Origin of the sequence: Sinomonas gamaensis, from assembly GCF_005876955.1 — a bacterium.
In the GTDB taxonomy this organism is placed as follows: Bacteria; Actinomycetota; Actinomycetes; order Actinomycetales; family Micrococcaceae; genus Sinomonas; species Sinomonas gamaensis.
On record NZ_SSCL01000012.1, the window covers coordinates 87823 to 107773 of the forward strand.

Genomic DNA, 19951 nt, shown 5'->3' on the forward strand with positions numbered 1-19951 from the left:
ACACGCCAATGTCGATGAAGTCCTTCCCGAAGCCCTCGGAGCTCCCGGTCCCCGCCGGCGCAGAAGGCTGGGAGAAGCTCTACCCCTACTACCTCGTGTTCCAGGACAAGCTCAGGGAGCAGGAGGACGCCAAGTTCTGGTTCTGCGACAGCCAGCACTGGCCCACGGTGTTCAAGCCGTTCGAGACGATCGGCGGGGAGTTCGCCGTCAAGTGCCTGGGCCAGTACAACGCCCGCCACCTCATGATCCCCAACGCCAACGGGATCGAATTCCGCATCCACCTCGGCTACCTCTACATGAGCCCCATCCCCGTGGCCGAGGACCAGATCGCCGAGCGCGTGCCGCTGTTCGAGGAACGCGTGGGCTACTACTTCCAGAACTGGCCGCGGCTGCTCGAGGAATGGCACCGGAAGGTCCGCGGGACCATCGACGAGATGGAGAAGATCACCTTCGCCAAGCCGCCCGCCGTCGTCCCGATCGGGGACATCCACTCGGGCAAGGCCATGGACGGTTCCGAGGTGCTCCTCGACAATTACGACCGCCTGATCCAGCTCGCGTACCAGAACTGGCAGTACCACTTCGAGTTCCTCAACCTCGGCTACATCGCGTACCTGGACTTCTTCAACTTCTGCAAGGAGGTCTTCCCGAACATCCCCGACCAGTCGATTGCGACGATGGTCCAGGGCGTGGACATGGAGCTGTTCCGCCCGGACGACGAGCTCAAGGGCCTCGCGGCCCTCGCCGTCGAGCTCGGCCTCCAGCCCGCCTTCGCGGACACGGACGACGCTGAGGGCACCCTCGCGGCGATCCAAGCCTCCCCGGGCGGCGAGCACTGGCTGAAGCGCTGGGACGAGGCGCACGAGCCGTGGTTCAACTTCACCGTGGGCAACGGCTTCTACGGGCATGACAAGTACTGGAACGAGCACCCCGAGATCCCGCTGGGCTACATCAAGGACTACATCGCGCGGCTCGACGCGGGACAGCAGATCCTCCGTCCCGTCGAGGAGCTCGTCGCCGAGAAGGAGCGGATCGTCGAGGAGTACCGCGAGCTGCTCGACGGCGACATCTTGGCTCAGTTCGATGCCAAGCGCGCCCTCGCCGCTCAGTGCTACCCCTACGTGGAGAACCACAACTTCTACATCGAGCACTGGACCATGGGCGTGTTCTGGCGCAAGATCCGCGAACTCTCCCGGATCTTCCACGCCGAGGGCTTCTGGAACGAGCCGGACGATCTGCTCTACCTCGGCCGCAACGAGGTCCGCGACGCGCTCTTCGACCTCGTGACGTGGTGGGGCGTCGGTGCCGCACAGCCGATCGGCCCGAGCTATTGGCCTGAGGAGATCGAGCGGCGCCGCAAGATCGTCGACGCGCTCAAAACCGCCCGCCCGGCGCCCGCGCTCAACACCCCGCCCGCGTCGATCACCGAACCGTTCACCCGCATGCTCTGGGGCATCACCACAGAGCAGGTCCAGCAGTGGCTCGGCGAGGGCGAAGCGGTCGACGGCGGCGGCCTGCGCGGCATGGCGGCATCGCCCGGGGTCGTGGAGGGCCCGGCCCGTGTGGTCACCGACGCGGACCAGCTCTCCGAGGTCCAGCAGGGCGAGATCCTCGTCGCCCCCGTCACCGCGCCCTCGTGGGGCCCGATCTTCGGCAAGATCGCCGCGACCGTCACGGATATCGGCGGCATGATGAGCCACGCCGCGATCGTGTGCCGCGAGTACGGCCTCCCCGCCGTGACCGGCACCGGCTCGGCCTCCACGACCATCCGTACCGGCCAGCGGCTGCGGGTCGACGGGACGAAGGGCGTCGTGGAGATCCTCGACGCTCCCATTCTCGAAGGCCCGGGAGCCCACAGCCATGAGCATGGCGAGAACCTGCAGGAGCCCGCGCATGCCTGAGCAGCGGACGGCAGTCATCACGGGCGCGGCCGGGGGGCTGGGCCGGGCCTTCGCCCTCGGCTTCGCCTCGCGCGGCTACCGGGTGGCAGCCGCCGACGTGAATGCAGCCGGGGCCGAGGAGACGGCACAGCTCGTCCGCGCGACAGGCGCCGGCAGGAACACAGCGATCGGCCTGAAGGTCGACGTCACCGATGTGGCGTCCACCGAGGCGATGGCCGCCGAAGCCGCCGAGTTCGGCAAGGGTCGGATCGACGTCGTCGTCAACAACGCCGCGATCTACGCGACCGTGACCCGCAGCCCGTTCGAGCAGATCGACCCCGCGGAGTGGGACCTCGTGATGGGCGTGAACCTGAAAGGCCCGTGGCTCGTGACCCGGGCAGCCAGCCCGTACCTGGGCGAGGGCGGGCGGGTCATCAACCTCTCCAGCGCGACGATCTACTCCGGGTCCGAACAGTGGGCCCACTACGTGGCCAGCAAGGGAGGGGTCGTCGCACTGACCCGGGTCCTGGCGAAGGAACTCGGCCGGCGCGGCATCACCGTCAATGCGATCGCCCCCGGGTTCACCCTCACCGAGGCCAGCTACGGGCTCATGGAGAACGCCGAGACGTATGGGGTGGACCGGGGCGCGATCAAGCGGGCCAGCCGGCCCGAGGACATCGTCGGCGCCGCGCTCTTCCTCGCCAGCCCCGACTCCGCCTACATGACCGGCCAGACCCTCGTGGTCGACGGCGGCCGGCAGTTCATCTGAGAAACCCCTCACCAGGAGCACACGAGCCATGACCACCACCGTCCACTACACCGACGCGGAGGGCACCGTCCGCGAGATCGAGGGACGCCCCGGCGACTCCGTGATGGAGACCGCCGTGCGCAACGGCGTCCCCGGAATCGTCGCCGAATGCGGCGGCTCGCTCTCCTGCGCCACCTGCCACGTCTTCGTCCGCGAGGACTGCCTCGACAAGCTCCCGCCGATGGAGCCCATGGAGGATGAGATGCTCTACGGCACCGCAGTGGATCGCGAGGAGAACTCCCGCCTCTCCTGCCAGCTCAAGCTCACCGACGGGATGGACCTGTACGTGACCACCCCCGAGACGCAGGTCTGAGATGGCTGCCTCGACCTCGCAGCCCACAGGGCTCCTCATCATCGGTGCGAGCCAGTCCGGCGTTCAGCTCGCCGTCTCCCTCCGTGCGCTCGGCTTCGAGGAGCCCATCACGCTCCTCGGCGAGGAGAACCACCGGCCGTATCAGCGCCCTGCGCTCTCGAAAGAGTGGCTCCAAGGCGAAGTCGGCAATGAGTCCCTCATCTTCCGCTCCAACGAGTACTGGGCCGAGCACCACGTCACCCTTGTCAAGGGCGAGCGCATCCTGCGGATCGCGAATAATCGTGACGGTTCCGGCGTCGCCGTCGCCGAGTCCGGCGCCGAGTTCCCGTTCAAGCGCCTCGCGCTCACCGTGGGAGCCCGCGCCCGGAAACTCGCGGTCGACGGCGCGGATCTCACCGGCGTCGTCTACCTCCGCAACGCCGACGACGCCCTGGCCCTCAAGGCCCTCGTCGGCGACGCGACCGACGTCGTCGTCATCGGCGGCGGGTTCATCGGCCTCGAGGCAGCGTCCAGCCTGAAGAAGATGGGCAAGAACGTCGTGGTGCTCGAGCACGGGCCTCGGCTCGTCGGCAGGGCCGTGGGCGAGGAGACCGCCGATTATTTCCTCGAGGCACACCGTGCCCGCGGACTCGACATCCGCCTCGACGCGCGCATCTCACGATTCATCCCGGAGTCGACGCCCGACGGCGGCAAGGCCGTTGCCGCCGTCGAACTCGCAGCCGGTGAGGTGCTTCCCGCGCAGATAGTGCTCGTGGGCATCGGCGTCATCCCGAACACGGAGCTTGCGGAGCAGATGGGCCTCGCGGTGGACAACGGGATCGTTGTGGACGCCCACGCCCTCGCCTCGGACGGCTCCACCGTGGCTGTGGGCGACTGCGCCAACATGCCCAACCCCGTGCCGGGCTCCCCTGCCGGCGAGCGCATCCGGCTCGAAAGCGTCAACAACGCCATCGAGCACGCCAAGGTCGCGGCGTACTCGCTCATGGGCCGGCGCGAGGAGTACGCCGGGATCCCCTGGTTCTGGTCCAATCAGGCCGATCTGAAGCTCCAGATCGCGGGCCTGTCGATGGGCTTCGACCAGACCGTCGTGCGGCGGGACGACGAGCGCGGGAAGTTCTCGGTCCTCTATTACCGCGGCGGAAGGATCATCGCCGCGGACTGCGTCAACGCGCCCCTGGACTTCATGGCCGTCAAGAACGCCCTCGCGAAGGGCCAGAACATCCCCGCCGACGCGGCGGGCGATCCCACCGTCCAGCTCAAGTCGCTCGCCGGCTGAGCCGCCTACCTCGCACCGGGAGGACGCATGACCGAGAACACCATCGCCGTCGACCATGCCAAGGCCGAGGCCTTCGAGGCGGCCTACCCCGCCCGGCCGATCCCCGCTGAGGGCCACGTGGACACGCGGCCCATCAGCGAGACGCCGAGTGCCGCCCGCTCCCTCGACCCGCTCTGGCGAGCCGTGGCCACCTACACCCGCGCCCGCGGGAACGACATCCACCTGCCCATCTCGGTTGCCTACGCCGAGCGGCTGTGCGCCGCCTACCCCGACGCCGATCGGGAGCTCGTGCTCGTCGCGACCCTCCTGCATGACACCGGCTGGGCCCGAGTCGACGAGTCCCGCATCCTTTCCGAGGGCTTCACCGGGGACTGGCGCAAGGCCCAGATCCGCTACGAACACGAGCACCAGGGCTGCCTCGTGGCACGCGAAGTGCTGCCGGGGCTGGGGTACTCGGAGGAGTTCGTCGAGCGGGTCGTCGCCATCATCGATGGCCACGACACCCGACACGTGGCCTACTCCCTCGAGGACGCCCTCGTCCGGGACGCCGACCGGCTCTGGAGATTCGACCATGCCGGGATCGCCCTCGCCTCCTCGTGGTTCGGAATGGACCCAGCCAGCTACACCGACAGGCTCGCCGCGGAGATCGTGCCAGAACTCATCACCGCCGCGGCCGTCGAGATGGCCACCGCCGACCTCGCCCGCTCCAACGCCCTGCTCAAGACAGGAGTGCTCCGATGACCACCACGCCCGTCCAGCGGACCGAGAGCGGCGCGCCGGCGCCGTCGTCCGCCGATGCGCGGGCGAGGCGCACCTCGCTCGACCTGCCCTACACACTGGTGGACGACATGTTCATCGACGGCGCCTACACCCCCGCCTCCGGCGCCGGCCGCAACCCCGTCACCGACCCGGCCACGGGCGAGGTCTGGGGCGGCGTGCCGGACGGCTCGGCGGAGGACCTCGACGCAGCAGTGGGCGCCGCACGCAGGGCGTTCGACGCCGGCCCCTGGCCCAGGTTCTCCCCCTCCCAGCGTGCGGCGTACCTGATGCGGATCGCGGACGAGATCGAGGCCCGCGCCGAGACCCTGGCCCTGACGAACACGCGTGAGAACGGGTCCCCGATCACCGAGACCCGAGGAGCCGCGGCGAACGCTGCAGGAATCTTCCGGTACTTCGCCACACTCGCCGAGTACCTCGAGAAAGACGATGTGCGTCCCTTCCCGTTCGCGCCGGGCCAGGAGTCCGTGGTGCGGCGCGACCCGGTGGGCGTGTGCGCGCTGATCGCGCCGTGGAACTTCCCGATCAACCTCGTGGTCATCAAGCTCGCCCCCGCGCTGCTGGCAGGGTGCACGGCGGTGATCAAGCCGGCCTCGCCCACGCCGCTCTCGATCCGGTTCATCATCGACGCCGTCGCCGCCGCAGGAGTGCCCGCCGGGGTCGTCAATCTCGTGACCGGATCGGGCCGCCTCGGCGACGCCCTCGTGAAGCACCCGGGCGTGGACAAGGTCGCCTTCACAGGCTCCACACCGGTGGGCCGGCGCATCGCCGCTGCCTGCGGTGAACTGCTGCGCCCGGTCACCCTCGAGCTCGGCGGGAAGTCCAGCGCCATCGTCCTCCCCGACGCCGACCTCGACTCCATGGCCAAGGTCCTCATCCGCTCCTCCATGCGCAACACCGGCCAGACCTGCTACATCTCCACCCGGATCCTCGCCCCAGCCTCACGGCACGATGAGGTGGTGGACATGGCGACCTCGGTGATCTCGGCGGCACCCCAGGGCGACCCGCTCGACCCCGCCACCGTGTTCGGGCCCAGCGCAACCAAAGCGCAGTACGAGACCGTCATGCACTACATAGAGTCGGGACTCGCCGAAGGCGCAAGGGCCACGACGGGCGGCCGGGCCGCGTCGCCGGCCGACGGGCTCGAAGGAGGCTACTTCATCGAACCGACCGTGTTCGCCGACGTCACACCGGCCATGCGCGTGGCCCGGGAGGAGATCTTCGGGCCAGTCCTGACGATCCTGAAGTACGACGACGGCGGACCGGGCGGCGGGCTCGACGAGGCGGTCGCGCTGGCCAACAACACCGAATTCGGGCTCGGCGGGCTCGTCTTCTCCTCCGACCCCGACGCCGCCTTGGCAGTGGCAGACCGGGTGGACACCGGCTCGATCGGCATTAACTTCTTCGCCTCGAACCACTCCGCCCCCTTCGGAGGACGGCACGATTCCGGGCTCGGAACCGAGTACGGCATCGAGGGCCTTGCTGCCTACCTGACCTACAAGTCGATCCACCGGAACGCACGGTAGGCCTGCACGCACGGGCGCCTCTGGGAGGCGCACCCCACCAGCCCAACTAGGATCTGCTTTCCCAGGGCTGAGCTATCGACTCCCGCAGCAGGCAGGAGGACGATTGAAGGGCAGTCACCACGAGGAGGCATGTGATGTGCTACGCGTCGAGCAACGACTTCGGGTGGGGTGCCAGGAAAGAAACCGGGCGCCGGCCTGAAGCGAAACCGGAAACCCCTGCGGAAACTCCGGCGAAGCGGGTCAAGGCACCGGACTTCACGTTCTTGGCGTTCCCCAGGTGGCGCAGGACGCCTGCGCCCCGCACCCCCTCCGCCGAAGGGACCAAGGAGAGGGTCTGATGTCCGGCCCACGGCCGGACAAGAGTCAGTGGTCAACGGAGGGGTCCTCGGTGAGGACCCCTCCGCCGCGTCGCTCCTCTGCAACCTCGATTTGAGAGAGTTGGCCGAACCGACGGCTATGCCGGGCCGGCGCCGGCCTCTTGTGACTGCCGCAGTCCGTCCAGGATCCGTTCGAACGCGCGGAGGCTGGCAAGTCCGAGCTCAGGGAATTCCGCGGCGCGGACCCCGACGACCCGCACGGCGCCGACCAGCAGCCGTGCCGTCTCCTCGATGTCAATCTCGGCGAGCTCGCCCTGATCCCGGCCAGTGGTGAGTTCCCTGACGAAGTCGTCGTAGGAGGCGCGGGAGCCTGCTCCGGTCGGAGTGCCGATACTGGCATAGCGGGCTGCGGAGATGTTGTAGAAGCGGCCCAGAGAGCGGTCTTCGGCAATGTCGACCATCGCGCGCGCGTGCGCTGCTATGCGCTCGCGCCACGATGTCGAGTCGGCCTGGATGGCTTGGACCCGCTGGATGAACTTCAGGCCCGCGAGCTCGTAGGCCTTCGTCGCCATTTCTTCCATTCCGCCGGGGAAGTGAGCGTACAGCGTGGCCCTGGAGACGCCTGCCTGAGCGGCGATCTGCTCGACGACGGGGCCGTCAGCGGAGTCGGCGGCGATCACGTCGATCACAGCCTCGAGGATCTCCGTCTGCGTCTGAACGCGCTGCCTGTCCCGCAGCGACTTGGGTTCCCTGGCCATCATCCCCCACCCTACGCGCTCTCAGGGCCGGCAGCAGACTGAAAGTGACAGTTCCGAAAAATCAGGACGACATCTAGACTTTCAGTTCAGAAGATGTACTCTGAGTAGACCTTAGCCTTCTGTGAGGAGAGTCACATGATGAGTGAGAAAGATCCGGGACCTTCCCGCTTGGCCGGGAACGCCCTCGGCGTCCCGGGCCTCGCCGCGGCTGGGGTGATCCGCAGGCGCAATCCCGCCGCCTACGCCGATGCAGCGGAGGTGGGCGCGTGATCACGCTCGAGACCGAGGACCTCCTGGCCCGCCAGGCGGCGACCGCGTTCGGCTGCGCCCCCGATGCGCTCATCGCCTTCGTGAAGCGCCGGGAGAACCACGTGTTCCGCGTCGCCGACGGTGGGAGCGAGTGGGCGCTCAAGCTGCACCGCCCCGGCTACCGCACCGACCGCGAAATCGAATCCGAAGCGCTCGTATGCGAGCTCATGGCCGCGGCGGGCGTGCGGGTCCCCTCCCCCATCCGGTCGCAGTCCGGCTCCCACATCGCCCATGTCTCCAGCGGGAGGGAGACCTATCAGGCGACCCTGCAGCAGTGGGTTCCCGATGCCCGCCCCATCGGCGACTCGGCCCAGGTGTATCTCGGAGGACGGGGACCCGACGGCAGCACCCTCCGCGAGCTAGGCCGGCTCATCGCGCTCATGCACCGCTGCGCGGAGCGCACCGGAACCCCGGAAGGCTACGAGCGGCCCGCGTGGGACGCCGAAGGACTCGTCGGCGACCGCCCTCTCTGGGGGCGCGCGAGCGAGCTGCCCTCGCTCGACGACGCCGCCCGGCAGCTCCTGCGCACCGCGGAGGAGCGGCTCGCCGAGGACCTCGCCGCGCTCGGGCGGTCATCGAAGGCGTTCGGCCCCATCCACGGCGACCTGACGATGGAGAACATCCTGCGGGACAAGGCCGGCCTGATCGTCATCGACTTCGACGACATGGGCGAGGGCTGGTACCTCTTCGATCTGGCAACGGCCTCCTTCTTCTTCACCAACCACCCCGAAGCCGAAGGGATGATCCGCCACGTGGTGGCCGGATACACCGCAGAGCGCCCGCTCGGGCCCGAGGACGCGCTGGCATGGCACCCGCTCCTGCTCGCCCGGGCGCTGACCTATCTGGGCTGGTCGGTCGAGCGGCCCGACGAGCAGGCCACGGCGTTCCACCTCGGAGAGCTCCTGCCGCGGGTCGCCGCGGCCGCCCGCAACTACCTCGCTACGGGGCGGACGGGATGGCCTGACCTGCCGCTGCGCCTATAGCAACCACGAGCACCATCCCCGGAACCGAGACCAGAAGAAGAGGAAGCATGGAAGACCTCCTGCACCGCCGATACCAGACTCTGGGCCCCTACAGCCCCCTGTTCTACTCCCAGCCGCTCGAATTCGTCAGGGCAGAACGCGTCTGGCTCACCGCCGCCGACGGCCAGCGCTACCTCGACGGCTACAACAACGTCCCCCACGTCGGCCACGCCCACCCCCGCGTCGTCGAAGCCATCGCCAGGCAGGCCGCGACGCTGAACATCCACACCCGCTACCTCAACGACCGGGTCGTGGACTACGCCGAGAACCTGCTCGCCACCCTCGATGAGCCCCTCGACCGGATCATCTTCACCAACAGCGGCTCCGAGTCCAACGACCTCGCGCTGCGCATCGCGAACCAGCACTCCGGAAGCCGGGGGCTCTTGATCTCCGACTTCAGCTACCACGGCCACACCCAGGCCCTGGCAGCAGCGACCACCGGCCTCACCGCCCACGAGGGCCTGGGCGCGCACGTGCGCCCCATCCGCATCCCGGACCTGGATGGCGCCGACGCCGCCCGTGAGGAAGGGGAGGTGCTCGCTGCGGGCCTGGCCGAAGTCGACCGGGCGATCGCCTCGCTGCAGGACGCCGGCCACGGCGTCGCCGCGGTCCTGTTCGACTCGCTCTTCTCCACCGAAGGGCTCAACAGGGTCCCGGACGGGTACGTCAGCGGGCTCGCCGAACGCGTCCGCAGGGCCGGTGGCCTGGTCATCGCCGACGAGGTCCAGTCCGGTTTCGGACGCACCGGCACCGCCTTCTGGGGGCACCAGAACCACGGCATCGTCCCCGACCTGGTGACCATGGGAAAGCCGATGGGCAACGGGCACCCGATCGGCGGCGTCGCACTCCCATCCGCTCTGCTGGACGAGTTCGGGCCCCGGAACATGTACTTCAACACCTTCGGAGGGAACCCCGTCTCCGCCGCCGCAGGCCAGGCCGTCCTGGACGTCCTGGCCGAGGAGGGCCTCATCGACCGGGCCCGCTCGATGGCAGGAACCATCCGCAGCGCGCTCACCGAACTGCGCCGCAGCCACCCCTGGATCGGCCCGGCCAAGGGCAAGGGGCTCTTCTTCGGGTTCGAGGTCATGGACAGGCCCGCGGACGAAGCCGACGCCCAGCCCGATCCTGGAAGGACCAGGGAGATCGTCGAGTCGGTGCGCGCCCGGAACGTCCTCATCAGCAGGATCGGCCGCAACGACAACGTCCTCAAGATGCGCCCGCCCATGGCGATAGAGCCCGGCGAGGCCGCGCTGCTGCTCGAGACACTCTCGGATGCCCTTGCCGCGGACGAGTCGCTCGCGACGAGCCGACGGGGCTGAGATGGCGGCATCAATGGACGGCCGGCGGGTGATAGTCACCGGAGGGGCCTCCGGCATCGGGCTCGCAGTCGCGGCGCAGTTCCTCGCCTCGGGCGCCCACGTCGGCATCGTGAGCAGGACCCAGCGAAGCATCGAGTCAGCCTTGGCCGGGCCCCTCCAGGCCGATTCGCAGCCTGTGCACGCCCGGGCCGCGGACGTCAGCGACGAAGAGGACCTCGCCTCGGCGATCTCGGGCCTCGCCTGTGCATTGGGCGGCCTGGACACGCTGGTGACCAGCGCCGGGATCGAGGGCGAGATGGGAGCCTCGCTCACCGATGTCACATCCGAAGGGTTCCGAGAGGTGCTCGACGTCAACGTCCTGGGCGTCTTCCATGCCGTCAAGTGCGCCGTGCCGCTGCTGGCCCAGTCCCCGAGCGCGTCCGTGACCATGGTCGGCTCGGACTCGGGGTTCGTCGCCGTGCCCGGGATGCTCGCCTACAACGCCTCCAAGGGCGCCCTCGTGCAGCTGACCCGAGCGCTCTCATACGAACTCTTCGACGAGCACTGCATCCGGGTCAACAGCGTCTGCCCGTCCATCGTCGACACCCCCATGGCCCGGCGCGGACTGGGAGTCGAGAGCTTCCAGGACGCCGCCTATCCGGTGAACTCCCCTGACGACGTGGCCCGGACCGTGCTCTTCCTCTCCGCCCCTGAGTCCAGGTCCCTCAACGGACTGAACCTGCTCATGGACTTCGGCTACACCGCCCGCTCATCGTTCCCGGCCTGACGTCGGTGCCGCTGCAGCCTTCGACTCCGGCTGCTGAGTGCAGGAAGGCCGCCGTGCTCGAACTCTGCGCTGAAGGACAACATTCCTTCGCCTCAGGTCAAGGCGTGGCGAGGGCGAACTTCTATCTTCGAAGAAAGGTGTGATCTGCCATGCTGCAGGAGGTAAAGATGCTCCGTTCCGAAGCCGGGCTGTTGCTGGTCAACGGCACCATCGAGACCCTCGACTACGGGATTCCCCGCACGGACGCGGTGGCCATCGTCGACGGGAGGGTCGCCGCCCTCGGCCAAGAGGCACTCCGACTCCGCGGCGCCGGCACCGAGGTCGTCGACCTCGAGGGCGCCTACGTCATGCCGGGCCTGTTCGATGTGCACAACCACTTCTTTCTGGCCGGGCACATGGACCTGTTCGAGCTCGACGCCCCGCCGACCCTCGACCTGACGGGCCTCCTCGAGACGATCGCCGACTACGCCGCCGGACTGCCCGCCGACGGCTGGGTCATCGGCGGCAGCTGGGGCTCGGGACTCCTGGGCGAGATCAACACGCCCGAGGCACTTTCCCGCCTCGACGCCGCCACCGGAGGGCGACCAGCCCTCCTGAAGGACGACTCCAAGCACAACCGCTGGGCGAACTCCCGGGCCCTCGAACTCGCCGGCATCCGCGCCGGCACGGTTGACCCGGACGGGGGCCAGATCCTGCGCGATGCCGCGGGCACACCCACCGGCGTCCTCATCGAAGCCGGCGGCGTCCTCATCGAGCGGACCCTGGCGGAACTCCGTCCCATGACCCCGGAAGCCCAGTCACGCGCCGCGGCCCGGGGCATCGAGATCCTCCACTCCTACGGCATCACCGGCTTCCAGGACGCCGCCGCCTCGCTCCAGACCATGCGCGCCCTGAAGGAACTCGACGACGACGGAAGACTGGACGCTTGGGTGGTCACCTCGATGCAGGCGAACGACTTCATCTTCGGCACCACCCCGCTCGGCGAGGGCATCATCGATCACCGTGAGGAGACCCGCTCCGAGCACCACCGGCCGGACTTCATCAAGATCTTCCTCGACGGGGTCCCGCCAGCCGGAACCGGCGCTTTCCTCGAGCCCTACCTTGAAAGCGCCGGATTCCCCAAGTGCCATTGCGGTTCGACCACCATGCGGCCGGATGAGCTGGAGGCCTGGCTCTTCAGCACCGCCAAGCGCGGCATCTCGGCCAAGATCCACTGCACTGGGGACGCCTCGGTCCGACTCGTGCTCGACACTGTGGCGAAGCTCCGGGCAGCTGGCTTCACCTCGCCCAGATACCACATCGCCCACGGCCAGTTCGTCCACGCCGACGACATCCCCCGCTTCGCCGAACTCGACGTCATTGCAGACATCTCCCCCTCTCTCTGGTTCCCTGGCGTCATCTCCGAGGCCATCGCCACCGTGCTCCCCGCAGAGCGTGCATCGAAGATGCAGCCCAACCGGGCGCTGCTCGACGCCGGTGCCCGGCTGGCAGGTGGATCCGACTGGCCCGTCAGCGTCTCGCCCAACGCATGGGAGGCCATCTACGGTCTCGTCACCCGCCAGGATCCGAGCGGGCAGTTCCCGGGCACCTTGTGGCCCGAGCAGGCCATCACGCTCCGAGAGGCCATCCGCGCCTACACCACCGACTCGGCCGAGGCCATGGGCCTTGCCAACGTCACCGGCTCCCTCACCCCCGGCAAATCCGCCGACTTCATCGTGCTCTCCGCCGACCCCTACGAGATCCCCATCGACGGCGTGCGCAGCCTCCGAGCCCGCCAGACCTGGTTCGCCGGGCGCAAGGTGTACGACGAGGCCCAGCTGTCCTCCGCCGTCGTCACCCACTAGAAGGACCCTCACCCCACTGTTCGAAAGGACCCCCATGTCCACTCGCTCTGCTTCCGTGCGCCCGAAAACGGGCTCGGACCGCGCGATCTACACTTTCATCGCTGTCTTCAGCGCCGTGCTCTACACGGTCCTGCTCATCGCCCCCGTGATCGGCGGCAAGCTCGTCCAGCAGTTCGGGCTCACCCCGACAGAGCTCGGCACCCTGTTCTCACTCGAGCTCGGCTCGTTCAGCCTCGCGACGGTACCCGCCTACCTCTGGCTCCGGCGCGTCAACCTCGTGAAAGCGACCTACGTCTTCACCGCAATCGTCATCGCCGGGAACCTCGTGTCCGGCTTCATGACCAGCTTCGCACTCCTCGTCGCCCTGCGGGTCGTGACCGCCCTCGCCGCAGGCTCGATCACCGTGATCCTCCTGACGCTCAGCGGAAAGACCTCGAACCCCAGCCGGGCATTCGGCATCTTCGTTGTCTTCCAGCTGATCATGGGCGCGATCATCCTCTCCGTCTTCCCCCTGCTCTTCGCCGAAGCGTCCGTGGGCGCCATCTACTGGACCCTCGCAGGCCTCGCGGTTTGCTGCCTCCCGTTCGTCCGTCTGATCGACGGGGAAGCGCTCCGCCGCAACGCCCCCGCCGCCACGGGCGGCGTTCCCGCACCGGCTGCCAGCATCCACCGCGGCAAGTTCGCCATCGGATTGGCCGCTGTGCTCCTGTTCTACATCGGCCTCAGCGGCGTCTGGTCCTTCATGGCACAGATCGCCGGCTCCGCCGGGATCGGGCTCTCAGCGGCCAGCATCGTCCTCGCACTCGCCACGATTCCGGGCATCATCTCCTCCCTTGTGGCCACGGTCCTCGGAGACACCCGCCACCGCACGATCTTCCTCCTCGGAGGCTACCTCGGCCTCGGCATCAGCGTTGCCCTCCTGTTCGGGGCGCCGGGACTCGTACAGTTCGCCATTGCAGCCATGGTCTTCAAGTTCGCCTGGACTTTCATCCTGCCGTACCTTCTCTCCTCGCTCTCCGGACTCGGCGGCGGAGGGCACGTGATGAACACGACCAACCTCATGATCGGCTCCGGGTTCGCGATCGGGCCCCTCCTCAGCGGCGTGCTCATCCAGTCCTCGGGCGGGTTTACCACGATGCTCGCCACCGCCATCGCCGCGGTCGTCCTCTCCCTCATCGGAGCCATGGCAATCCAGTCCAAGAACGCCAAAGCGTCCGCTCAGACGCCCTCGGATGAGCCTTCGAGCGCGGGCGTGGCGGGCGTCTAAGAAGGTGTCTGTCCACCCAGCCTGCCCATTCCTGGAGGCTGGAACATTCCGGGTGCGGCGCGGAGCATGAGTGCATGGCACGCGACCTGGACGTCCCGCCGCACTCGTACGGTCCGTTGATCGAGACGACTGCTCGAATCGTCACGTGGAACGTGTGGGGGCTGTACGGTCCGTGGCAGGAGCGTGAGCTGGCCATCTCCGCTACTTTGGCAAATGCCCGCCCTGACGTCATCGTCCTGACGGAATCCTGGGCTAGCGAAGCGGACAGCCAATGCGAGCGGCTGTCCGCGCCCCTCGATATGCCGTACCACGCCTTCAGCGGCATTCGGGCGGAGGAGGATGAGACCGCGCTCTCCGGGGTAGCCATCATGTCGCGGTGGCCTCTGAAGACGACATCCAGCCTTACCTTCGGGGCTCTTCGCGTTCTGTGCGCCGACGTCGAGGGCCCGCGCGGGCCGATTCAGGTCTACGGCGCGGTCATGGACGCGTGGTGGTTCGATGAGAGCGCGGCACGCCAGAACGCCGTACGCGCCTTGCTCACCCACCTCCGCGAGGTCCAGGACAGCCTGATCCCGCTTGTCGTGTGCGGGGACTTCAACGCCGACCCCGAGAGCGATGAGATCCGAATGATCACGGGCCGCACCACAGCTCCCGCTCCCGGACTCTCGTTCTACGATGCCTGGGACGTCGTCGGCTGCGGGCGCAGGGGCTGTACGTGGTCCAACGCGAACCCTTGGGCCACTCCATTGTTATGGCCGGATCGTCGGATCGACTACGTCTTCACGGCCGCTCCTCGGCGCGGCGGAGCCGGGCATCCCCGCAACGCGTCCCTCCTGGGGACCGCTCCGTTTCAGGGCGTTTACCCGTCGGACCATTACGCCGTGCAGGCTGACGTCCGCTACTGAAGGCGCGTGACGCAGCTCCCCGCCTCTCGGGTCCCTGGCGCCCCGTCAGAGACCGCGCCGCGAGGCCTCCCGGACGCTGCAGGAGAAGCTTTCTCTGCTTGCAGCTCCTTCGGGCGGGTAACCACCGGGTGGGGAGGGGGTTGGCGGAGGAGGCCATTGGTGGCGGAAGTAGCGGGCAGTAGCGGCAGCAGTCTGCAGCAGCAGCCAGTCAGCCAGGAGACTGTACGTAAGGGGCGGATCTGGCGTTACCTGAGGCTGCTCGGGCCTGGCCTCGTGACCGGAGCGGCCGACGACGACCCGTCCGGAGTGGCGACCTACGCCCAAGCTGGGGCGACCTTCGCCAACGGGATGCTCTGGACCGCACCGGTGACGCTGCCGATGATGGCCGGGGTCCAGGAAATCTGCGACAGGACCGCCCTGGCCACAGGCGAGAGCCTCGGGACCCTGATCCGACGGAAGTTCACCCGCAAGCCCCGGATCGTCATCGGCATCCTCGTTGTGGCGCTGCTGATCGCCAACACCCTCAACATCGCCGCAGACCTGATGGCCATCGGGCAGGGCATGGAGCTCCTCGGCGCCGGACCGGACCACCTCTGGGCCGCAGTCGCCGGAGTCGCCATCGCAGTGACGCTGATGACAGGGTCATTCGCCGTCATCGCGAAGGTCTTCAAATGGCTGTGCCTGGCACTGCTGGCCTACGTCGGAGTTCTCTTCGTCGCCAACGTCGATTGGGCCGACGTCCTGGCAGGGCTCTCGGGCATCCAATTCCGGTGGAGCTGGGAATACCTAGGCCTGCTCGTCGCGGTGCTGGGGACGACCATCTCCCCCTACCTGTTCTTCTGGCAGACCGCCCACCGCGTGGAGGAGATGCGCTCCGAGGACCTCGGCGGCCACAGGCCCGTCGCCCTGCCGGACCGGGACGACCGCTTGGCTCGACAGAAGCTTCACGGCGCGCGTGCTGATGTCTTCGCCGGGATGGGCTTCTCGGTCCTCGTCATGTTCGCGATCATGGCCGCCACCGCCGCGACCCTGGGGAAGAACGGGACCCAGATCGGCAGCGCCGCCGACGCGGCGCGAGCCCTCGAGCCCATCGCCGGGCCAGCCGCGAAGGCGCTCTTCTCCATTGGGTTCATCGGCACCGGCTTCCTCGCCGTCCCTGTCCTCGCCGGTTCCGCCTCGGTGGGGCTCGCAGGCCTGCTCGGCACCAGATGGGGCTTCGACCACAAACCCCGCAACGCCCGAGTCTTCTACAGCCTGCTCGGCGTCGGGATCATCGGCGGGATCGTCCTCGCCGTCACCCTGAGCGATCCGATCGGGCTGCTGGTCTTCGTCGCCGTCGTCAATGGCATCGCTGCGGCCCCATTCCTGATCGTCATCATGCTCGTCTCGGGAGACCGGAAGATCATGGGCAACTACGTCAACGGCGGGGTCGCCGCCAGCATCGGGTGGGCAACGGCTGCGATCATGGCCGTCGCGGGCGCGGTCGGCGTGTGGACCACGATTACAGGACAGGGATCCTGACCGGACGCACTCGGGCTTCAAGTCGGGAGCGATCGCCCTAGCCTGGCACGGCGTCGCGCCCGTAACCCATTCAGCTCCACCACCGCCAGTTTCGTTGGCGGACTGTGGAAGAGGTCGGCGAGCTCCTCGGTGGCCTCCACGACCGCGACGGTCAGGGCCGTCATGAGCGGGCCCGGTGTGCGCTTGCCTCGTTCGGCGCACCCTCCACCCTTGTGAGCCGGCTCCCATAGCCGGGTCGGTCCTCCCGCCAGCGCGCCGGTAAGCCCTTCCATTGACGTGATCCAGCACATAGTTTTAGACTTTATGAAGTGCTGAACAAAGGAAGCCAATGAACCGATCAGGTGGTGACGCCGACGTCACGAGAGCGGCGATGCTCGCCCATTTGGGAACGTCCGGCGGGGCCTCTCGGGCCGATCTGGCACGGGCCCTCGGCCTTTCCCCGGCGCTCGTGTCCCAGACGGTGAAGCAGCTCATGGCCGAGGGCCTGGTGCGTGAACTCGAAACCTCCACCTCCAGTGGCGGACGGCCTGGAAGGCTTCTGGGAGTTGCCTCGACCGCCCTGCGGAGCGTGGGCCTGAAGGTGTCCCACGACCATGTCGCCCTCGTCGAGACCGAACTCGACGGCTCTGTCGTTCGAGCGGTGACGCTCCGTTTCGACGCAGCCTCTGTCACCTTCCTCAGCGACCTCGTCGGTTTGGTCAGAGCTTTCATTGGAGACGGCCGAGACGAGCCGATCCTCGGGATTGGAGTAGGTGTTCCCGGCGCCGTGGACGCGACGGGAACTGGGGTGGTGGATTCGGGGATGCTTGGTTGGCGCCAAGCCCCGCTCGGTGCCCTGATGGCCCGTGAGCTCGACGTTCCGGTCCTTGTCGAGAACAACGTCAACGCACTTGCCGTGGCGGAGCGGCTCTACGGCGCCGGTCGCGAGCATGAGAACTTCCTGGTCATCACCATCGGGGAGGGCGTCGGCGCCGGTGTGGTAGTCGGCGGCGAAGTGGTTCGCGGAAGCCGTGGAGGCGCCGGCGAGATCGGGCACATCACTGCGTTGTCCGACGGCCCCCTGTGCACATGCGGCAAGCGTGGGTGCATCGAAGCACTGGCGGGAGAGAAGGCACTGCTCGGCAAGGCGCGCGGTGCGGGCGTGGTTCCCGCCGGTGGAGAGATGGCCCAGCTCCAGCGGGCTGCGGACTCTGGCAATCCGAACGCTCGCGCAATCTACGCCTTGGCCGCATCCAAGCTCGGCGAGGTTGTCGCCAGTCTCGTGCAGTTCATCGACCCGGAAGTCGTGATCATCAGCGGCGAAGGCACCAAGGCGTGGACCCACTGGAGCATTCCGTTCGAGCAAGCCCTGCGCGCGGGCATCACCGTCGACCGTCGCGCAATCCCAGTGATCGTCGAGGACTGGGAGGACGAAGCATGGGCACGGGGGGCAGCAGCTCTGGTCGCTTCAACCCCGTTCGATGTCGCAGGGACCTTCGGGGAGCAGGGACGGCGGGTCCGAGCCCGCCTCATGACTGGATCGTCAGCAACGGAGGCTGCATCATGACATCGATCCTGGCCCGGAAGGACCGTTCGGCTGAGCGCAAGGCGACCGAGGCTCTTCCCCGAAATCCCACCCGGCGAACTCGCCGGCTGCGATATGCGGCCACCGTCGCGCTGTTCCTCCTTCCCAGTGCGATTCCTCTGATGGCATTCACGGTCGGCCCAATGATCGCCGCCTTATGGATCAGCCTGACGCGCTGGAACCTGATCGGCTCGATGAAGTGGGTCGGTCTGGAGAACTACCAGCAGCTGCTGGCCGATCCGGCCACCAGGAACGCCTTCCTGCACACCCTCTACTACATCGTGGGGTACCTACCGCTCGCCTACGCGGCGGGCCTCGCTGCGGCGTTGGCTCTGAACACCAAGGTTCCAGGCCGGTCCCTGCTGCGCGGAATCTACTTCCTGCCTGTGGTCACGAGCTGGATCGTCGTCGCGCTGGTCTGGCGCTGGCTCCTGAACCCCGACACCGGGCTCATCAACTGGCTCCTGCACCTCATCGGGATCCAGGGCCCGGGATGGTGGACCGATCCCGTCTGGTCCTTGCCTTCAATCATCTTGGCTTCTGTGTGGAAGGACCTCGGATTCATCATGGTCATCCTCCTGGCTGGCCTCCAGGCCATCCCCGAGGAGCTGTACGAGGCCGCCCGGGTCGACGGCGCGGGCCCTTGGCGGCGGCTGTTCAGCATCACCTTGCCCATGCTGTCCCCCTCCAGCTTCTTCGTCCTCGTGCTTTCGCTGATCAACGGGTTCCAAGTCTTCGATCAGGTCTATGCGATGACCGGAGGAGGGCCGAACAACTCCTCCCAGGTGGTCGTCCAACAGATCTACGACCTGACGTTCAGGTTCGGCCAGGCTGGAATGGCGTCGGCTCTGTCATGGATGCTCTTCGCGGTCATCCTCGTCATCACGCTCATCCAGGTCCGGCTCCAGAAGCGGTGGGTGAATTATGCGTAAGCGGCTCGCTAACGCGGCGCTGTTGGCGGTCCTCGTCGCCGGCGCTGCAGCGATGGTCTTCCCGTTCGTGTGGGCGCTCGTAACCTCCATCAGTCCAGGTGCTGGGCTTTCGGCGACGCCTTCCCTTGTCCCAGAAAACCCCTCTGCATCCGCCTATCAGGCGCTCTTCGACCGCCTTCCCTTCGGGCGGGTCGTCCTCAACAGCCTGCTCTTGGCTCTCGCGACGGCGGCGGCACAGCTCGCGACCGCATCTTTGGCCGCCTACGTGTTCTCCAGGATGCCGTTCAAGGGCCGCGGTGTGATCTTCTCGGTCTACCTGGCCACCATGATGATCCCGATGCAGGTGCTGGTCGTCCCGCTATTCGTGGAGATGAAAAGCCTGGGGCTCATCGACACTTACCTCGGAGTCTTCCTCCCCGGTATCGCCAGCGCATTCGGCGTGTTCCTGCTCAGGCAGGCGATGAACTCGATCCCCTTCGACCTGGACCAGGCAGCAACGATCGATGGAGCCGGACATTTCCGGATCTTCGTCCAGATCATCCTGCCCCTGATTCGGCCGGCACTGGCGACCTTGGCCGTGTTCACATTCCTGAACAGCTGGAACAGCTTCCTCTGGCCGCTCATCATCCTGCGCACCCCAGCATTGAAGACCCTCCCAGTTGCCCTCGCCGCCCTTCAAGGCCAGTACACAACCCAATGGGACATCGTCATGGCGGGCTCCGTCGTGAGCATCCTCCCGATGCTCGCCCTCTACGTATTCGCACAGAAGTACATCGTCCAAGGCGTCGCCGGCACCGGATTCAAGTGACTTCCCGGCCGACAACACACCACTCCCCTCCCCCTCACAGAT

General features: G+C 67.6%; 18 protein-coding genes. 17 read left to right on the top strand and 1 reads right to left on the bottom strand.

What is annotated here, in order from left to right:
- Positions 1-8 precede the first annotated feature (8 nt).
- Genes E5679_RS15490 through E5679_RS15515 form a run of 6 tightly spaced genes read left to right on the top strand, consistent with a single transcriptional unit; the run spans position 9 to position 6577 of the window.
- Complete coding sequence (locus tag E5679_RS15490; RefSeq protein ID WP_138417461.1) at positions 9-1898, top strand: PEP-utilizing enzyme; 1890 nt, start codon at positions 9-11, stop codon at positions 1896-1898.
- The gene (locus tag E5679_RS15495) at positions 1891-2646 is read left to right on the top strand and encodes an SDR family NAD(P)-dependent oxidoreductase (protein WP_138417463.1); all 756 of its coding nucleotides are present in this window, start codon (positions 1891-1893) and stop codon (positions 2644-2646) included. Before E5679_RS15490 ends, E5679_RS15495 begins: the two co-directional genes overlap by 8 nt.
- Before the next feature lie 28 nt (positions 2647-2674).
- Positions 2675-2998, top strand: a complete 324-nt coding sequence (locus E5679_RS15500) for a 2Fe-2S iron-sulfur cluster-binding protein (protein WP_138417465.1) — start codon at positions 2675-2677, stop codon at positions 2996-2998.
- A 1-nt stretch (position 2999) separates the two neighbouring features.
- Positions 3000-4274: an NAD(P)/FAD-dependent oxidoreductase gene (locus E5679_RS15505; RefSeq protein ID WP_138417467.1), complete on the top strand. Its 1275-nt coding sequence runs from the start codon at positions 3000-3002 to the stop codon at positions 4272-4274.
- 27 nt (positions 4275-4301) lie between these two features.
- A complete protein-coding gene (locus E5679_RS15510; protein ID WP_138417469.1) occupies positions 4302-5015 on the top strand; it encodes an HD domain-containing protein in 714 nt (237 codons plus the stop codon).
- Positions 5012-6577, top strand: coding sequence for an aldehyde dehydrogenase family protein (locus E5679_RS15515; protein ID WP_138417471.1), 1566 nt, complete (start codon positions 5012-5014; stop codon positions 6575-6577). Before E5679_RS15510 ends, E5679_RS15515 begins: the two co-directional genes overlap by 4 nt.
- A gap of 454 nt (positions 6578-7031) precedes the next feature.
- On the opposite strand, the gene E5679_RS15525 is transcribed toward E5679_RS15515, so the two are convergent.
- The gene (locus E5679_RS15525) at positions 7032-7655 is read right to left on the bottom strand and encodes a TetR/AcrR family transcriptional regulator (RefSeq protein WP_138417475.1); all 624 of its coding nucleotides are present in this window, start codon (positions 7653-7655) and stop codon (positions 7032-7034) included.
- Positions 7656-7787: 132 nt separating this feature from the next.
- Here E5679_RS15525 and E5679_RS21445 point away from each other — a divergent pair, with 132 nt between their 5' ends.
- The 11 genes from E5679_RS21445 (at position 7788) to E5679_RS15575 (ending at position 19909) form a co-directional block, all read left to right on the top strand.
- Positions 7788-7922: a hypothetical protein gene (locus E5679_RS21445; RefSeq protein WP_275092557.1), complete on the top strand. Its 135-nt coding sequence runs from the start codon at positions 7788-7790 to the stop codon at positions 7920-7922.
- On the top strand, positions 7919-8944 hold the full coding sequence (locus E5679_RS15530; RefSeq protein WP_138417477.1) for a phosphotransferase enzyme family protein: 1026 nt from the start codon (positions 7919-7921) through the stop codon (positions 8942-8944). The genes E5679_RS21445 and E5679_RS15530 overlap by 4 nt, the downstream gene beginning before the upstream one ends.
- A 47-nt stretch (positions 8945-8991) precedes the next feature.
- On the top strand, positions 8992-10302 hold the full coding sequence (locus E5679_RS15535) for an aspartate aminotransferase family protein (protein WP_138417479.1): 1311 nt from the start codon (positions 8992-8994) through the stop codon (positions 10300-10302).
- Between the two features lies 1 nt (position 10303).
- Positions 10304-11068, top strand: coding sequence for an SDR family NAD(P)-dependent oxidoreductase (locus E5679_RS15540; RefSeq protein ID WP_138417481.1), 765 nt, complete (start codon positions 10304-10306; stop codon positions 11066-11068).
- 167 nt (positions 11069-11235) lie between these two features.
- Entirely contained in the window at positions 11236-12912 is a 1677-nt protein-coding gene (locus E5679_RS15545) for an amidohydrolase (RefSeq protein ID WP_138417483.1), read from the top strand.
- A gap of 34 nt (positions 12913-12946) precedes the next feature.
- Positions 12947-14179, top strand: a complete 1233-nt coding sequence (locus E5679_RS15550; RefSeq protein ID WP_138417485.1) for an MFS transporter — start codon at positions 12947-12949, stop codon at positions 14177-14179.
- Positions 14180-14253: 74 nt separating this feature from the next.
- A complete protein-coding gene (locus E5679_RS15555; protein ID WP_138417487.1) occupies positions 14254-15084 on the top strand; it encodes an endonuclease/exonuclease/phosphatase family protein in 831 nt (276 codons plus the stop codon).
- Positions 15085-15243: 159 nt separating this feature from the next.
- Positions 15244-16605 carry an Nramp family divalent metal transporter gene (locus E5679_RS15560; RefSeq protein WP_138417489.1) on the top strand — a complete coding sequence of 454 codons (1362 nt, stop codon included), beginning with the start codon at positions 15244-15246 and terminating at the stop codon, positions 16603-16605.
- A 328-nt stretch (positions 16606-16933) separates the two neighbouring features.
- Positions 16934-18151, top strand: a complete 1218-nt coding sequence (locus E5679_RS15565; protein ID WP_138417491.1) for an ROK family transcriptional regulator — start codon at positions 16934-16936, stop codon at positions 18149-18151.
- Complete coding sequence (locus tag E5679_RS15570; RefSeq protein WP_138417493.1) at positions 18148-19101, top strand: carbohydrate ABC transporter permease; 954 nt, start codon at positions 18148-18150, stop codon at positions 19099-19101. The genes E5679_RS15565 and E5679_RS15570 overlap by 4 nt, the downstream gene beginning before the upstream one ends.
- 22 nt (positions 19102-19123) lie before the next feature.
- Positions 19124-19909 carry a carbohydrate ABC transporter permease gene (locus E5679_RS15575; protein ID WP_212746979.1) on the top strand — a complete coding sequence of 262 codons (786 nt, stop codon included), beginning with the start codon at positions 19124-19126 and terminating at the stop codon, positions 19907-19909.
- Positions 19910-19951: the final 42 nt, after the last annotated feature.

Bases quoted from the DNA above. Each gene is read 5' to 3' on its own strand.
- E5679_RS15525 (WP_138417475.1), bottom strand. From the start codon at position 7,655: ATGATGGCCAGGGAACCCAAGTCGCTGCGGGACAGGCAGCGCGTTCAG.
- E5679_RS15555 (WP_138417487.1), top strand. From the start codon at position 14,254: ATGGCACGCGACCTGGACGTCCCGCCGCACTCGTACGGTCCGTTGATC.
- E5679_RS21445 (WP_275092557.1), top strand. From the start codon at position 7,788: ATGATGAGTGAGAAAGATCCGGGACCTTCCCGCTTGGCCGGGAACGCC.
- E5679_RS15565 (WP_138417491.1), top strand. From the start codon at position 16,934: ATGAACCGATCAGGTGGTGACGCCGACGTCACGAGAGCGGCGATGCTC.
- E5679_RS15540 (WP_138417481.1), top strand. From the start codon at position 10,304: ATGGCGGCATCAATGGACGGCCGGCGGGTGATAGTCACCGGAGGGGCC.
- E5679_RS15495 (WP_138417463.1), top strand. From the start codon at position 1,891: ATGCCTGAGCAGCGGACGGCAGTCATCACGGGCGCGGCCGGGGGGCTG.
- E5679_RS15545 (WP_138417483.1), top strand. From the start codon at position 11,236: ATGCTCCGTTCCGAAGCCGGGCTGTTGCTGGTCAACGGCACCATCGAG.
- E5679_RS15490 (WP_138417461.1), top strand. From the start codon at position 9: ATGTCGATGAAGTCCTTCCCGAAGCCCTCGGAGCTCCCGGTCCCCGCC.
- E5679_RS15500 (WP_138417465.1), top strand. From the start codon at position 2,675: ATGACCACCACCGTCCACTACACCGACGCGGAGGGCACCGTCCGCGAG.
- E5679_RS15505 (WP_138417467.1), top strand. From the start codon at position 3,000: ATGGCTGCCTCGACCTCGCAGCCCACAGGGCTCCTCATCATCGGTGCG.
- E5679_RS15510 (WP_138417469.1), top strand. From the start codon at position 4,302: ATGACCGAGAACACCATCGCCGTCGACCATGCCAAGGCCGAGGCCTTC.
- E5679_RS15515 (WP_138417471.1), top strand. From the start codon at position 5,012: ATGACCACCACGCCCGTCCAGCGGACCGAGAGCGGCGCGCCGGCGCCG.
- E5679_RS15550 (WP_138417485.1), top strand. From the start codon at position 12,947: ATGTCCACTCGCTCTGCTTCCGTGCGCCCGAAAACGGGCTCGGACCGC.
- E5679_RS15570 (WP_138417493.1), top strand. From the start codon at position 18,148: ATGACATCGATCCTGGCCCGGAAGGACCGTTCGGCTGAGCGCAAGGCG.
- E5679_RS15535 (WP_138417479.1), top strand. From the start codon at position 8,992: ATGGAAGACCTCCTGCACCGCCGATACCAGACTCTGGGCCCCTACAGC.